The 15,149-nt window shown below is 62.5% G+C and carries 13 protein-coding genes; 9 read left to right on the top strand and 4 right to left on the bottom strand.

Annotation, left to right across the window (positions count from 1 at the left end; genetic code table 11):
• Positions 1–217: 217 nt before the first annotated feature.
• From kdpF to BLU71_RS02850, 6 genes are all read left to right on the top strand, one after another.
• Positions 218–307, top strand: coding sequence for a K(+)-transporting ATPase subunit F (kdpF, locus tag BLU71_RS02825; RefSeq protein ID WP_007899818.1), 90 nt, complete (start codon positions 218–220; stop codon positions 305–307).
• Between the two features lie 8 nt (positions 308–315).
• Entirely contained in the window at positions 316–2,025 is a 1,710-nt protein-coding gene (gene kdpA / locus BLU71_RS02830; protein WP_065616876.1) for a potassium-transporting ATPase subunit KdpA, read from the top strand.
• A complete protein-coding gene (gene kdpB / locus BLU71_RS02835) occupies positions 2,022–4,079 on the top strand; it encodes a potassium-transporting ATPase subunit KdpB (protein WP_064361523.1) in 2,058 nt (685 codons plus the stop codon). The genes kdpA and kdpB overlap by 4 nt, the downstream gene beginning before the upstream one ends.
• A 232-nt stretch (positions 4,080–4,311) precedes the next feature.
• On the top strand, positions 4,312–4,857 hold the full coding sequence (gene kdpC / locus BLU71_RS02840; protein ID WP_083352256.1) for a potassium-transporting ATPase subunit KdpC: 546 nt from the start codon (positions 4,312–4,314) through the stop codon (positions 4,855–4,857).
• A 120-nt stretch (positions 4,858–4,977) separates the two neighbouring features.
• Entirely contained in the window at positions 4,978–7,629 is a 2,652-nt protein-coding gene (locus tag BLU71_RS02845; protein WP_083352257.1) for a sensor histidine kinase, read from the top strand.
• Between the two features lie 48 nt (positions 7,630–7,677).
• Positions 7,678–8,376: a response regulator gene (locus BLU71_RS02850; protein WP_083352258.1), complete on the top strand. Its 699-nt coding sequence runs from the start codon at positions 7,678–7,680 to the stop codon at positions 8,374–8,376.
• Positions 8,377–8,501: 125 nt separating this feature from the next.
• Here the strand turns inward: BLU71_RS02850 and BLU71_RS02855 are convergent, their stop codons facing one another.
• A complete protein-coding gene (locus BLU71_RS02855) occupies positions 8,502–9,539 on the bottom strand; it encodes a patatin-like phospholipase family protein (protein WP_042607907.1) in 1,038 nt (345 codons plus the stop codon).
• 214 nt (positions 9,540–9,753) lie between these two features.
• On the opposite strand from BLU71_RS02855, the gene BLU71_RS02860 reads away from it, so the two are divergent.
• The 3 genes from BLU71_RS02860 (at position 9,754) to BLU71_RS02870 (ending at position 11,925) form a co-directional block, all read left to right on the top strand.
• Complete coding sequence (locus tag BLU71_RS02860) at positions 9,754–10,032, top strand: lipoprotein (protein ID WP_042607906.1); 279 nt, start codon at positions 9,754–9,756, stop codon at positions 10,030–10,032.
• 106 nt (positions 10,033–10,138) lie between these two features.
• The gene (locus BLU71_RS02865) at positions 10,139–10,897 is read left to right on the top strand and encodes a CHAD domain-containing protein (RefSeq protein WP_042607905.1); all 759 of its coding nucleotides are present in this window, start codon (positions 10,139–10,141) and stop codon (positions 10,895–10,897) included.
• A 233-nt stretch (positions 10,898–11,130) separates the two neighbouring features.
• A complete protein-coding gene (locus BLU71_RS02870; protein WP_064361529.1) occupies positions 11,131–11,925 on the top strand; it encodes an acyl-CoA thioesterase in 795 nt (264 codons plus the stop codon).
• A gap of 1 nt (position 11,926) precedes the next feature.
• Here BLU71_RS02870 and BLU71_RS02875 read toward each other — a convergent pair whose 3' ends face one another.
• The 3 genes from BLU71_RS02875 to BLU71_RS02885 form a co-directional block, all read right to left on the bottom strand.
• Positions 11,927–12,292 (bottom strand): Mpo1-like protein, encoded by a 366-nt coding sequence (locus tag BLU71_RS02875; protein ID WP_042607903.1) that lies wholly within the window; start codon positions 12,290–12,292, stop codon positions 11,927–11,929.
• 224 nt (positions 12,293–12,516) lie between these two features.
• On the bottom strand, positions 12,517–13,998 hold the full coding sequence (locus BLU71_RS02880) for a methyl-accepting chemotaxis protein (RefSeq protein WP_083352259.1): 1,482 nt from the start codon (positions 13,996–13,998) through the stop codon (positions 12,517–12,519).
• Between the two features lie 216 nt (positions 13,999–14,214).
• Complete coding sequence (locus BLU71_RS02885) at positions 14,215–15,021, bottom strand: TatD family hydrolase (protein ID WP_083352260.1); 807 nt, start codon at positions 15,019–15,021, stop codon at positions 14,215–14,217.
• Positions 15,022–15,149: the final 128 nt, after the last annotated feature.

Below are 15,149 nucleotides of genomic sequence, written 5' to 3' on the forward strand. Positions count from 1 at the left end.
AGGCTCGCTCCTACAGGGCGACGCATTCCAAATGTAGGAGTGAGCCTGCTCGCGATGGGGCCTGTACAAACACCAGAAATCTCCCTGTAAAGCCCGCATAAACCCACTCTTTACGCTTTCTTTATGTCCCGCGCCGCGCCTCGCTCTCGTTCCTTTACAGCGACCTTCCCGACAATCAGCGCACACACGGCAATACGCCGTAACACGGAGATCTTCCATGAGCGTTCTGGACGGGGTGTCACTGCTGTTGGCAGTGGGGCTGTTCATTTATCTGTTGGTTGCGCTGTTGCGCGCGGACCGGAACTAGGAGCGGCTATGCACAGTTATGACTATTGGCTGATCCTCGGGTTTTTCGCGCTGGTCCTGTTGCCGGCGCCGTTTCTCGGGCGCTTTTATTACAAGGTCATGGAGGGCCAGCGCACCTGGCTGACGCCGATTCTCGGCCCGGTCGAGCGCGGTTGCTATCGTCTCGCCGGGGTCGATGCGCAGGCGGAGCAGAGCTGGCAGAAGTACACGCTGGCGCTGCTGGCCTTCAACCTCGCCGGTTTCCTGCTGCTGTTTGCGATTCTGCTGTTCCAGGACCACCTGCCGCTGAACCCGCAAAACCTGCCGGGCCAGGAATGGACGCAGGCATTCAACACCGCGGTCAGTTTCATGACCAATACCAACTGGCAGTCCTACAGCGGCGAGGCAACCCTCAGCTACCTGAGCCAGATGGTCGGCCTCACCGTGCAGAACTTCGTCAGCGCTGCCACCGGCCTCGCCGTTCTGGTCGCGCTGTGCCGTGGCATCGGCCGTAAATCGACGAAAACCCTCGGCAACTTCTGGGTCGACATGACCCGCGCCACGCTCTATGGCCTGCTGCCGCTGTGCCTGCTGCTGGCGCTGTATCTGGTCTGGCAGGGCGTGCCGCAAACCTTCGCCCAGTATGTGAATGCCGTGACCTTGCAGGGCGTCGATCAAGTGATCCCGCTCGGCCCGGCCGCCAGCCAGATTGCGATCAAGCAACTGGGCACCAACGGTGGCGGTTTCTTCGGCGTCAACTCGGCGCATCCGTTCGAGAACCCGACGGCGTGGAGCAACCTGTTCGAAGTCGCTTCGATCATCCTGATTCCGGTGGCGCTGGTGTTCACCTTTGGCCACTACGTCAAGGATCTGCGTCAGAGCCGCGCGATCATCGCCTGCATGCTGGCGCTGTTCCTGATCGGCGGCGCGACCTCGCTGTGGGCCGAGTATCAGCCGAATCCGACCCTGAACAACACCGCCGTCGAGCAGACCGCGCCGCTGGAAGGCAAGGAAGCGCGCTTCGGCACCACCGCCACGGTGCTGTGGTCGGTGACGACGACGGCGGCCTCGAACGGTTCGGTCAACGCCATGCATGACAGTCTCAACCCGCTCAGCGGCATGGTCGCGCTGGTCAACATGATGGTCGGCGAGGTGATCTTCGGCGGTGTCGGCGCCGGGCTGTACGGCATGTTGCTCAACGTGCTGATCGCGGTGTTCCTCGCCGGTCTGATGATCGGCCGCACCCCGGAATACCTCGGCAAGAAACTCCAGGCCCGCGAAGTGCAGTTGCTGGTGGTGACGCTGCTGGTGATGCCGGTCGGTGTGCTGGTGCTCGGCGCCATTGCTGCGGTGCTACCCGGCCCGGCGGCGACCATCAGCAACCCCGGCCCCCACGGTTTCAGTCAGTTGCTCTACGCCTACACCTCGGCCAGCGCCAACAACGGCTCGGCATTCGGTGGCCTGAGCGCGAACACCCCGTTCCATAACCTGATGCTCGGCCTGGGCATGTTGATCGGTCGATTCGGCTACATCCTGCCGGTGCTGGCACTGGCCGGTAGTTTGGCGATGAAGAAAAGCGCACCGGTCGGACAGAACAGCTTCCCGACGCACGGCCCGCTGTTCGTGACCCTGTTGACCGTGACCATTTTGCTGGTGGGCGGCCTGACGTTCTTGCCGACGCTGGCGCTCGGTCCTGTCGCCGAACATTTAAGTATGGGCTTCCAAGGAATCCATCCATGAATATGCCTGCAATCAAACCCGCCGCTGTCAAGGCGCCGGAACAAGCAAAAACCGCGATCTCGGCCCTGTGGCGGCCGGCGCTGGTGCAAGCCTTCGTCAAGCTCGACCCACGGCAACTGGCGCGTTCGCCAGTGATGCTGGTGGTCGAACTGACGGCGATTTTCACCACCGTGCTGTGCTTCATCCCGGATGCCGACGTGCCGACCTTCGTCGCCGCACAAATCGCCCTGTGGCTGTGGTTCACCGTGCTGTTCGCCAACTTCGCCGAGGCCTTGGCCGAAGGTCGCGGCAAGGCCCGCGCCGACAGCCTCAAGGCCGGCAGCGAAGGCCTCAGTGCGCGCTGCCGCCAGGCCGATGGCAGTTTCAAGATCGTGCCGGCTGCCAATCTGCGCAAGGGCGACGTGGTGCGTGTCGAGGCCGGGGAGATGATCCCCGGTGACGGCGAAGTCATCGAAGGCATCGCGGCGGTCAACGAAGCGGCAATTACCGGTGAATCGGCGCCGGTGATCCGCGAGTCCGGCGGCGACCGTTCCGCCGTTACCGGTAACACGCGGCTGGTGTCCGACTGGCTGCTGGTGAAGATCACCGCCAATCCCGGTGAGTCGACCCTCGACCGCATGATCGCGCTGGTCGAAGGCGCCAAACGCCAGAAGACCCCGAACGAAGTCGCGCTGGACATTCTGCTGATCGGCCTGACCCTGATCTTTCTACTGGTGGTCGTCACCCTGCAACCGTTCGCGCACTTTGCCAATGGCAGCCTGCCGCTGGTGTTCCTTGTGGCGTTATTGGTCACGCTGATTCCGACCACCATCGGCGGTCTGCTGTCGGCCATCGGTATCGCCGGGATGGATCGTCTGGTGCGCCTCAACGTGATCGCCAAGTCCGGTCGCGCAGTAGAAGCGGCGGGTGACGTGCATGTGCTGTTGCTCGACAAGACCGGCACCATCACCTTCGGTAACCGTCGTTGCAGCGCGGTGTATGCCGCGCCGGGTGTGACCGGCCGTGAGCTGTCCGAAGGTGCGTTGTTTGCGTCGCTTGCCGATGAAACCGCTGAAGGCAAATCGATCGTCGAGTTCCTCCGTGGTCTGCATCCACAACCGGAGCCTGCCCCGGAAACCCTGACCGCCGTACCGTTCAGCGCGGAAACCCGCTTGTCCGGCGTGGATTATCAGGGCCGCGTGTATCGCAAAGGTGCGGTGGATTCGCTGCTGGCGTTTCTCGGTCAGCAGCGCACCGATCTGGCCCCGGCGCTGGCGCGGGAAATCGACAGGATCGCCCAGAGCGGCGGCACGCCGTTGCTGGTCTGCGCTGACGGCAAATTGCTTGGCGCGATTCATCTCAAGGACGTGGTCAAACCGGGCATCCGCGAGCGTTTTGCCGAGCTGCGCAAACTGGGGATTCGCACGGTGATGGTCACCGGCGACAACCCGCTGACCGCTGCGGCCATCGCCGCTGAAGCGGGCGTCGATGACGTGCTTGCCGAAGCCACGCCGGAGAAAAAACTCGCGCGCATTCGTCACGAGCAGAACGACGGTCGCCTGGTCGCCATGTGCGGCGACGGTGCCAACGACGCCCCGGCACTGGCCCAGGCAGACGTCGGCATGGCGATGAACGACGGTACGCAAGCGGCACGCGAGGCGGCGAACATGGTCGATCTCGACAGCGACCCGACCAAGCTGCTCGACGTGGTACAGATCGGCAAGGAATTGCTGGTGACTCGCGGCGCGCTGACGACCTTTTCCATCGCCAACGACATCGCCAAATACTTCGCGATTCTGCCGGCGCTGTTCGCCTCGATTTATCCGCAGCTGGGCGTGCTGAACATCATGCACCTGAGCAGTCCGCAGAGCGCGATTCTCTCGGCCATCGTCTTTAACGCGCTGATCATCGTCGTGCTGATTCCGCTGGCGTTGCGCGGCGTGCGCGTGCAGGCGGCGAGTGCGGCGGCGTTGTTGCGGCGCAATCTGCTGATCTATGGCGTGGGCGGGATTGTCGTGCCGTTCGTGGGGATCAAGGCGATCGACATGCTGCTTACGGCGTTGCATCTGGTGTGACGATTAGAAAAGAGCCCCTCACCCTAGCCCTCTCCCGGGGGGAGAGGGGACTGACCGAGGTGACGACGGGAGCTGTATCGACCTGAAATACCGAGGTGTACTCAGGTTTTGAACGGCACAAAGATCGGCTCCCTTTCCCCCTCGCCCCCTTGGGGGAGAGGGCTGGGGTGAGGGGGAAAAGATCTCCCTGACACCCCGCAAAAGTTTGCCCAACGAATTCGAGGATCTTGAAATGTCCACAATGATACGCCCGGCCCTGACCCTGTTGGCACTGATGACCCTGGTCACCGGCGTCGCCTATCCACTGGTGGTGACCGGCATCGCCCAGGTCGCATTCCCGGCCCAAGCCAACGGCAGCCTGATCCACGACGCCGACGGTAAGGTTCGCGGCTCGTCGCTGATCGCCCAGGATTTCAGCGGCGACAACTGGTTTCACCCACGCCCGTCCGCCGGGGCTTTTGCCACAGTGGCCAGCAGCGCCAGCAACCTCGCGCCGAGCAATCCGGCCCTGGCAGCCCGAGTGATCGAAGACGCCCACAAACAACAAGTCCCCGGCCAGGGCCCGGTGCCACTGGCACTGCTGACCACCTCCGCCAGCGGCCTCGATCCGCACTTGCCACCGGCAGCAATTGCCTATCAACTGGCGCGTGTTGCGGCGGCGCGTAACCTGCCGGTGTCGACCTTGCAGCAACTGCTCGATAAGCACATCGAACAGCCGCTGGTGGGGCCGCCGGTGGTGAATGTGCTGGAGCTGAACCTGGCACTGCAAAACCTGTAGATCAAAAGATCGCAGCCTTCGGCAGCTCCTACATGAATCGCATTACCCTGTAGGAGCTGCCGAAGGCTGCGATCTCTTGACGCTTAACACCAATCTCAAACCGAACAAGGCAATCCCAGCATGAGCGACTCCGGCCGCGCCGACGCGCTGTTAGCAGACCTGCCCCGCGATGGCCGTGGCCGGCTCAAGGTTTTTCTCGGCGCCGCCCCCGGTGTCGGCAAGACCTACGCCATGCTTCAGGCTGCCCACACGCAACTGCGCCAGGGCGTGAAAGTCCTCGCCGGGGTGGTCGAAACCCATGGCCGCGCCGAAACCGAAGCCTTGCTCGGCGGCCTGCCGCAGCAGCCGTTGGTGCGCAGCGAATACCGTGGCGTGCTGCTCGAAGAAATGGACCTCGACGGCATTCTCGCTGCCAGACCCAAGCTGGTACTGGTCGATGAACTGGCCCACAGCAACGCCCCCGGCAGTCGTCATGCCAAGCGCTGGCAAGACATTCAGGAACTGCTCGCCGCCGGCATCGACGTGTTCACCACGGTCAACGTCCAGCACCTGGAAAGCCTCAACGATCAGGTGCGCGGCATCACCGGCGTGCAAGTGCGCGAGACGCTCCCGGACTGGGTCTTGCAGGAAGCTTATGAGCTGCTGCTGATCGACCTGCCGCCGCGTGAATTGCTCGAGCGTCTGCGCGAAGGCAAGGTCTACGTGCCGGAGCAGGCCCGCGCTGCTATCGACGCGTTCTTCACCCAGACCAACCTCACCGCCCTGCGTGAACTGGCGATGCAGACCGCTGCTGCGCAGGTAGATAACGATCTCGCCCAAGGCTATCGCCAGCTCGGTCAGGCGGCACCGGCGGTGCGCGGGCGTTTGCTGGTTGGTGTCGATGGCGATGCGCAGGCCGAGCGTCTGGTGCGTCATGCCAGCCGCGTCGCCCAGCGCCGGCATCTGCCGTGGAGTCTGGTGCATGTCGACAACGGCAGTGCCCGCGACGAGCAATCGCGGTTGCGTCTGCAAAGCGCGCAGCAACTGGCCGAACGCCTCGGTGGCGAAGTGGTGCTGTTGCGCGCCGGCGAAGTGGCGAAAACCCTGATTCAACACGCCGCCGAGCGCCGCGCCAGTCTGTTGCTGGTCGGCCAGTCGCGGCCGCGATTGCGCCGTCGATTGTTCGGCGGCGGCCTGGCGGCGCGGCTGCTGCGTCAGGCTCATGGGCTGGAAATCAACGTCCTCGACAGTGATCACGAACAGCACCCACCGCGCCCGCGCAATCCGCTCACGCTGGTGTGGTTCGACTATGCGCTGGCGCTGGTCGCGACGTTGTTGGCCAGTGCCCTGGCCTGGGCGGTGTCGAGCGTGTTGCCGCTGCCGAACATCTCGCTGGTGTTTCTCGCAGCGGTGTTGCTGGTGGCGGTGCGCAGCAGCCTTGGCCCGGCGCTGGCGTGTGCGGCGCTGTCGTTTCTGACCTACGATTTCCTGTTCATTCCGCCGAATTTCTCGCTCAGCATCCAGCGCGAAGAAGACGTGCTGACGCTGCTGTTTTTCCTGCTGATGGCGGCGCTCACCGGCAACCTCGCGGCACGTCAGCGGCGGCAATTGCAGGCCCTGCGCGATACCCAGGAAGAGACCAGCGAATTGCTCGACCTGTCGCGCAAACTCACCGCCGCGACTGATCGCCAGGCCGTGGTCAGCGCCGCCGCACAACACCTCGAAGGCTGGAGCGACCTGCAACTGTGCCTGCTCAACCGCGACGGGCAGGGCGGCTGGAAAGTCGAAACCGGCGGGCCGCTGCAATTCACCGAGGCCGAACGCGCCGCCGCCGATTGGGCGTGGCAACACGATCAACCAGCGGGCAAGGGCACCGGCACCTTGCCGCTTGGGCGTTGGTGGTGGTGGCCGCTGTCGGTCGAGGACGGGCCGCTGGCATTGCTCGGTGTTTGCGCCAGGGAAGGCCAGATCTTGAGCGGTCAGCGCCGACGCTTGCTCACTGCGCTGAGCCAGCCGCTGGCGCAGGCCCTGGCCCGCGCGCAGTTGGCCGATGATCTCGAAGCGGCGCGGCTGCATGGCGAAACCGAGCAACTGCGCAGCGCCTTGCTGGCCTCGGTGTCCCACGATTTGCGCACGCCACTGACCGCCATGCGCGGCAGCATCGACAGCCTGTTGGCCCTCGGCGAAGCGATCCCGCTGGAGGATCGCCGCGAGTTGCTCGAAGGCACCCGCGATGAAGCTGAACGCCTCGACCGCTACATCCAGAACCTGCTCGACATGACCCGCCTCGGCCACGGCGCCTTGAAGCTGGCGCGGGACTGGGTGTCACCGGCCGATATCGTCGGCAGTGCGCTCAATCGCCTGCGCGCGGTGCTGTCGCCTTTGCAGGTCAGCACCGAGGTGCCGGCCGAGTTGCCACTGCTGTACGTGCACGCGGCGTTGATCGAGCAAGCGCTGGTCAACGTGCTGGAAAACGCCGCGCGCTTTTCGCCGAGCCACGGTCGCTTGCAACTGCGCGCCGGGGCGGATGAGCAGGAGATTTTCTTTTCGGTCAGCGATGAAGGCCCGGGCATCCCCGAAGAGGATCGCGCGAAGATTTTCGACATGTTCTACACCGCCGCGCGCGGTGATCGCGGCGGGCAGGGCACCGGGTTGGGACTGGCGATCTGTCAGGGTATGGTCGGCGCGCACGGTGGGCGCATCGCCGTAGCTGACGGCATCGACGGGCGGGGCACCTGCATCACCTTGCACCTGCCGTTGCAGGCGCAACCTGGGATGGACAATGAAGCCTGAGGCCGACTGCGCTACTCTCTTGCCACTCTTTTGTGTTGATGTGAATTCATGAGCCAGACCGCGACCATTTTGGTCATCGACGACGAACCGCAGATCCGCAAATTCCTGCGCATCAGCCTCGCTTCACAAGGCTATAAAGTGCTCGAAGCGGGTACCGGTGCCGAAGGCCTGGCGCAAGCCGCGCTGAGCAAACCGGACCTGGTGGTGCTCGACCTCGGCCTGCCGGACATGGACGGTCAGCAAGTGCTGCGCGAGTTGCGCGAATGGGCGAGCACGCCAGTGCTGGTGCTGTCGGTGCGCGCCAGTGAAGGGCAGAAGGTCGAAGCGCTGGATGGCGGCGCGAATGACTACGTGACCAAACCCTTCGGCATCCAGGAATTTCTCGCCCGGGTTCGCGCGCTATTGCGCCAGGCCCCGGCGGGCGAGGCGCAGCCGGCGGCGCTGAACGTCGGCCCGTTGACCGTGGATCTGGCCTATCGGCGGGTGCTGCTCCACGGCGCCGAAGTCGCCCTGACCCGCAAGGAATACGCGGTGCTCGCGCAACTGGCGCGGCATCCGGGGCGAGTGATCACCCAGCAGCAATTGCTCAAGGATATCTGGGGACCGACGCACACCGAGGACAGTCATTACCTGCGGATCGTGGTCGGGCATCTGCGGCAGAAACTGGCGGATGACCCGACCCGGCCGCGGTTTATCGTGACTGAGGCGGGGGTTGGGTATCGGTTGTTGGGGGAGGGTGGGCTGTAGATTTTTTGTTGTCTTTTATGGCCTCATCGCGAGCAGGCTCACTCCTACAGGGGGGTTGCGTCGTGCATAAATCCATTGTAGGAGTGAGCCTGCTCGCGATGAGGGCCTGACAGCCAACGGAGATCTCAACCCTGCTCCTGCTCATACCGATCTAGCGTATCACTGGCAATCTGTCTGCCCAGCGCAATCAATTCCGGCGCCTTGTAGAACTCGAAAAACCGGCACACCCGCTTCGGCACGTTGATCAGGATATCCGGCGGATAGCCGGCGATCTTGTACTGCGCCAGTGAGGTCTGCATCACCTCGAAACTCTGGTTGATCAGATCCAGCAGCGACGCCGGCCCGACGTTATCGATGATGAACGAACCGGTGGCGGATTTCGGTGCGCCTTCGCGTTCCGGGGCGGCGGCCGGTTGCTGGCTTTCCGGTTCGACGCCTTCGAGCCACGGATTGATTTCCGCCGCTTCGGCGCGCAGGGCCTCCTGTTCCAGTTTCAACAACTGCTCGGCCTGTTTACGCCGGAATGGCAACTTCGAACCCATGGATTTGATCAGACTGTCGAAGCGCGAACGGAACGCCGCGGGCCGCTCGATCACCGGTAATTTGTAATGACGCTGATTGGTGGCGTTGAGGTTGACCGCGATGATCAGATCGCAGTGACTGGACACCACCGGAACGATCGGCAACGGATTGAGAATGCCGCCGTCGACCAGCATGCGGTTGCCCTGCATCACCGGCGTAAACAGACTGGGAATCGCCGCCGAGGCGCGCATGGCTTGATGCAGGCAGCCTTCCTGAAACCAGATTTCCTGCTGATTGGTCAGGTCGGCGGCGACAGCGGTGTAGGGGATGCGCAGGTCTTCGATGTTGATCTCGCCGACGATCTTGCGAATCTGCCCGAAGACCTTTTCACCGCGAATCGCGCCGAGGCGGAAACTGACGTCGACCAGACGCAGCACGTCGAGGTAATCGAGGCTTTCGATCCAGCGCCGGTAGTCATCCAGTTTGCCGGCGGCATAGATCCCGCCGACCACCGCGCCCATCGAACAACCGGCAATGCAGGCGATGTCGTAGCCGCGTCTTTCAATCTCTTCGATAACGCCGATATGGGCATAGCCCCGGGCACCACCGGAGCCCAGCACCAGTGCGACACGCTTTTTCATCAAACTTCCTCCGGACAAGCCTGCACAATGCACGCATCGGCCAAGCGGCTCAATCGCCAAGGTCGTTGCGCGAGGCAGTGACGTCGTTTTTCGCTCGCGCCGCACGCTTGCGCGCTATGCTCTGCGCCACACGGTTTGGCCGGCGGGCGAGGCACTTTTTCGCCGCTCGACCGTCTTACCTGCACGACTGTTGACCTACCTTGAGGTGTGAGTGATGAAAGCCTGGATCTGTGTACCGTTGATGGCCCTGGTTCTGGCCGGTTGCGCCGGCAAAACCGCGTACCGCGACAGCTGCGGCAGCCAACTCGATACGGCCTGGCACGAACTGGACCTGGCCAAGGCTGAAGGCTTCGCCGGCACCGTCAGCTATTCCAAAGCGCTGTCGCTGCTGACCGCCGCCAAGACCCAGCAACAATTCGAAGGCTTCGAAGGCTGCAGCAAGAAAGCCGAAAAAGCCCGCTTCTACATTCGCGAATCCCGAGCAGGACGTTAAAAAAACAGCTGCAAGCTTCTAGCTGCAAGCGGCAAGCTTAAAACGACCGCGTTCAGCTTGAAGCTTGTAGCTTGCAACTTGCAGCTGTCCTACGGAGTAGACCCCCATGATCGATCGTTTGGTGGCTCATGTGTTGAGCCTGGATGTGCGGCTGCTGGCGTGTCAGGCAAGGTTGAATGCGCGCACCGATCCCGAGGCGTTGCATGATTTGCGCACCACGGTGCGGCGCTTGCGCAGTCTGTTGCGGCCGTTGCGCGGATTGCCGGGTGTCGAGCAACTGGAGGCGGCAGCTTCGGCGGTGGGCGATCTGACCACACCGTGGCGTGATCGCGAGGTGCTGGCGGCGTATCTGCTCGAGCATGATCAACCCGAGGCTGCGCAGCGGCGCCTGGCGCAAATGGCCGAGGCGTATCCGGCGCTGGCGGCGAGTGCGGAGCTTGCTTCGTTGCTGATGATTCTTGACGCCTTTCCACGGTTCTTGCGCGCGTCCGAGCGTCAGGGGCTGCTCAAGGATCTGGATAAGCGCATTGAAAAACGTCTGGGCAAGCAATGGCAGAAGCTCGACGCGGCGCTGCACGATCCCGCCCACGACCGTCATCGTCTGCGCCTGCTGATCAAACGCGTGCGCTATGGCATCGAAGCCTATCCGCAACTGGATCGCTTGCCGAAACCGGCTTACAAACAACTGAAATCCGCGCAAGGCGCATTGGGCGATTGGCACGATTGCTGGCAATGGCTGGCCCGCGCAGAGCAGGAGGCCGATCTGCAACCGTGTGTGGCAACCTGGCAGGCGGGTTTGATCAAGGCAGAACTGAAGGCCGATCAAGTGCTGGAAAAACTCAGCGCCACTTGTTTCAAACCCTGAAATCCACACGGTCCCTTGTAGGAGTGAGCCTGCTCGCGATAGCGATTCATCAGTCGACACTTCGCTGCCAGATAGACCGCTATCGCGAGCAGGCTCACTCCTACAGGAGAATTCGGTGTGACGGATAAAGGTGCAAGGCCTATCTGTCAGCCCATTTGACCGGAATAGACGCTGCGCCGCCGCCCCGGGCTGGTTAAGATCCCCGCATTCCTTTTTCGCTTTCCGAGGTTGCCATGCGCTTTTGCGATCTGCTCGATGCTGTCCGCCAACAACCTGAGGTGACCATCCCCGCCGAATGGGGGCAGGGCCGGGCCAGTTTTGGCGGACTGGTGGCCGCGCTGCAATTTGAAGTCATGCGCGCCAGGGTGCCGTCGGAACGTCCGGTGCGTTCGCTGGCGATCACCTTTGTTGGCCCGGTCGAGCCGGACGTGCCGGTGAGTTTCGAAGTCGACGTGCTGCGCGAAGGCAAAGCGGTCAGCCAGGTGTTGGGCCGAGCCATGCAGAATGGCCAGGTGGTGACGATCATTCAGGGCAGCTTCGGTGCCTCGCGGCCCTCGGAAGTCGCCGTCGAAGCCTACCCGGCGCCAACCATGAAACACTGGGACGAATGTCAGGAGCTGCCGTATATCAAAGGTGTCACCCCGGAATTCATGCGCCATCTGGCCATGCGCTGGAGCGTCGGTGGCATTCCGTTCTCCGGCACGCCATCGCGCTTGATGGGCGGTTGGGTGCGCTTGCGTGGGGATGTCAAAGAGGAGCCGGTCAACGAGGCGCATCTGTTGGCGCTGGTGGATGCCTGGCCACCGGCGCTGTTGCCGTATCTGAAGAAGCCTGCACCGGGGAGCACGCTGACTTGGACCATTGAATTCGTTCAGCCGTTGCACGACTTCAGTACGCTGGACTGGTGCCAATACCTGGCCGATATCGAATACGCCGCCGACGGCTACGGCCATGTCGCCGCCAAGCTGTGGAGCGCGAAGGGAGAGTTGATAGCCATGAGTCGCCAGACCGTGACGATCTTTGCCTGACTCAATGCCGACGGTGGCGCTCACGCCAGGCGCGCCACCAGCCACCGCTGAGAAAGAACCGCGGAAAGGTCAGAAACTGCTCGACCAGCAGACGTGAGACGGCATCCTGGCGATCACTGAACGGCTCGGAGGCTTGCGCCTCCAGGCTGTGACCGTGACGCTGCAGACCCAGCGCCGCGACGATACCGATCACGCCGATGGCGACGCTGGCCAGGCTCAGGCTGAACACCCCCGACACGATCAGCAGAAACGCCACGATGAACAGCGGCACGGCAATCAGGTGCAGGACCAGATTGGTCGGATGCTGATGATTGCCCGGGTAGGCGCGCCATTGCCACGCGGGAAGATTGGGGTGACGTTTGCCCATGTTTACTACTCCTCGATCCATGTTGAACTTCATGGTTGAAGAATAGGCCCGGGCGCGGAGGGCGGCGAATCAAGGTTGGCTATTGAGTTGATAGCGGCAATGGCCGTTTTTGATGGTGCCCGATCTGGCCCCATCGCGAGCAGGCTCACTCCTACATTTGAAATGCGTTCCCCCCGTAGGAGCTGCCGAAGGCTGCGATCTTTTGATCTTTTGATCTTCTGATGTTAAAGCTTCAACTGCCCAATCGCCTTGTTCAACTCTCCCGCCAATGTCGCCAACTCATCACTGGTCGTCGCCGAATCCACCGTCTGCTGCACGGTGTTCTCGGTCACATCACGAATACTCACCACCGCCCGGTTCATCTCCTCGGCAACCTGACTCTGTTGCTCCGCCGCCACGGCGATCTGCGTGTTGCTCTCGCGCATCTGCGCCACCGCGCCGGTGATCTCTGCCAAGGCTGCGCCGGCCTCCTGCGCCTGCTGCACACAATCGTCAGCCTTGTACGAGCTCTCCTGCATGAAATCCACCGCATCACGGGTGCCGGCCTGCAGCGCCGCGATCATACCGGTGATCTCGTCGGTGGACGCCTGCACGCGCTTGGCAAGGTTACGCACTTCATCGGCGACCACGGCAAAGCCGCGACCCATTTCCCCAGCACGGGCAGCTTCGATCGCTGCGTTGAGCGCCAGCAGATTGGTCTGTTCGGCGATGCTGTGAATCACGCTGACCACGCCGCTGATCTTCTGACTGTCTTCGGCCAGGCGTTGAATCATTTGCGCCGTCTGCTGCACGCCACTGGATAGCCCGGCAATCGACTGCTGCACCCGGGCGACCACTTGCTGGCCGCTGCCGGCGAGGCCGTCGGCGGTTTTCGACAGATCGCGAGTGGCGCCGGCGTGTTGCGCGATGTGATAAACGGTGGCGGTCATTTCGTTGATCGCGGTGGCGGCCTGATCGGTTTCGCTCTGCTGCCCGAGCATGCCGTGCCGCACATCGTTCATGCTCGCCGCCAACCGCGCGGCACCGACATCCAGTTGCCGTGCGGTGTTGGCCACTGTCGTCACGACGCGTTGATATCCGGCCTGCATGGCGTTGAAGGCATTGGCCATCTGCCCGACTTCATCCCTGCCCACCAGCGGCACCCGAGCTGAAAGGTCGCCGGTTTCTTCAACGTGCAGCATCACGTCTTTCAACGTGTTGAGCTGGCTGAGCAGAAAGCGGATCAACAGTTGCGAAGCGCCGAGCATTGCCAGCATCAGGACGAAGACCGCCAGCGCGTAGTTGGCGAAGCGCTCGCTGAACACTTGGCTCAGGCTCGGGCCATAGGCGATGACTGCCACTTGTTCGCCGTCGGCACGACTGAACACCTCGGCGCCGATCAACGGATTTTCGCCAAACAGCGGCAGATGATTGATGGCGTTCCAACCGACGCTCCCGCTGATTTCCAGCAGCGGTTGATCATTGAGACGCGGCGCTTCACCGCGCTTGAAGGTCAGCACCTGAGCGGATCTGGGCAGCGCCTGCCCGGGCGGCCAGGCCTTGAGCAATTGCGCCTGCGCCTGCGCGGATGCCTGAGCGGCGTCGCCACGGGCCTGCTGTTCGAGATGTACGGCGTACAGCACCAGCAGCAGCGTTGTGACAAAGGCGACCGCATTGACCGCCCAGAATTTGTATTTCAGCGAGATGTTGCTAAGCCAGGCACCCATGGAGGTCTTCTCTGATAGCGGAAACAGTTTTGGCAAGGTGCCATTATTGTGCCGCTATGCAGATAAGGGAGTTTTGATATGAATCAACAGATGCCGCTGGCCTGCTTTTCTGTAGGAGTGAGCCTGCTCGCGATAGCGGTGGGTCAGTCGCTTACATCATTGACTGACACACCGCTATCGCGAGCAGGCTCACTCCTACAATGGGATTTGGGTGTGTCAGGAAATGATCGGTAAACCGAAGAATGCCCGGGCACACGCGGTGGTGTGCGCGGCCAGTGCTTCTTCGGTCTCGCCGCGATGCAACGCCACCTCGCGCAACACCTCGGTCAGATAGGCCGGCTCATTGCGCCCGTTTTTCGGCTTCGGCCGCAGCGTGCGAGGCAGCAGATACGGCGCATCGCTTTCCAGCATCAGCCGTCCCGGCTTGATCTCCTTGACCAGCGGATGCAGGTGCGTGCCGCGGCGCTCGTCGCAGATCCAACCGGTAATGCCGATGTGCAGATCCAGATCGAGGTAGCTGAACAGGGCTTTCTGTTCGCCAGTGAAGCAATGCACCACTGCCGCCGGCAGTTGATCGCGGAAGTCCTTGAGGATTTCCAGCAGGCGCTGGCTGGCATCACGCTCATGCAGGAACACCGGCAGTTGCAGCTCGGCGGCCAGCGCCAGATGTTCTTCGAGGGCCTTTTCCTGCTGCGCACGCGGGGAGAAGTCGCGGTTGAAATCCAGACCGCATTCACCTACCGCGACGACATTGGATTCGTTCAACAGGCTGCGCAAACGACGCGCGCTGTCAGCATTCCAGTCGCTGGCCGAATGTGGGTGAACACCGGCAGTGGCGAACAGTCGTTGGCCGCTTTCGTCCAGTTGCTGGCACAGCTCCAGCGCCTGCTCACTGCCCTCGACGCTGGTGCCGGTGAGCACCAGTTGGCAGACCCCGGCGGCGTAGGCGCGGTCGAGCACCGTCTGGTATTTGTCGGCGAAACTGGGGTTGGTCAGGTTGACGCCGATATCGATGAGTTGCATGGTGCTACCTCGGGCCGAAGGCCGGAAAGCATATCAGAGCTGTAGATTTATAAGAAAAGGCAAGAACTACAACGACTTATGGCTGTCTGTTGAGGCCGCGGGGGACTCCGGGGTGGCGGCAATGCCAT

The sequence above is a fragment of the Pseudomonas moraviensis genome, assembly GCF_900105805.1.
In the GTDB taxonomy this organism is placed as follows: Bacteria; Pseudomonadota; Gammaproteobacteria; order Pseudomonadales; family Pseudomonadaceae; genus Aquipseudomonas; species Aquipseudomonas moraviensis_A.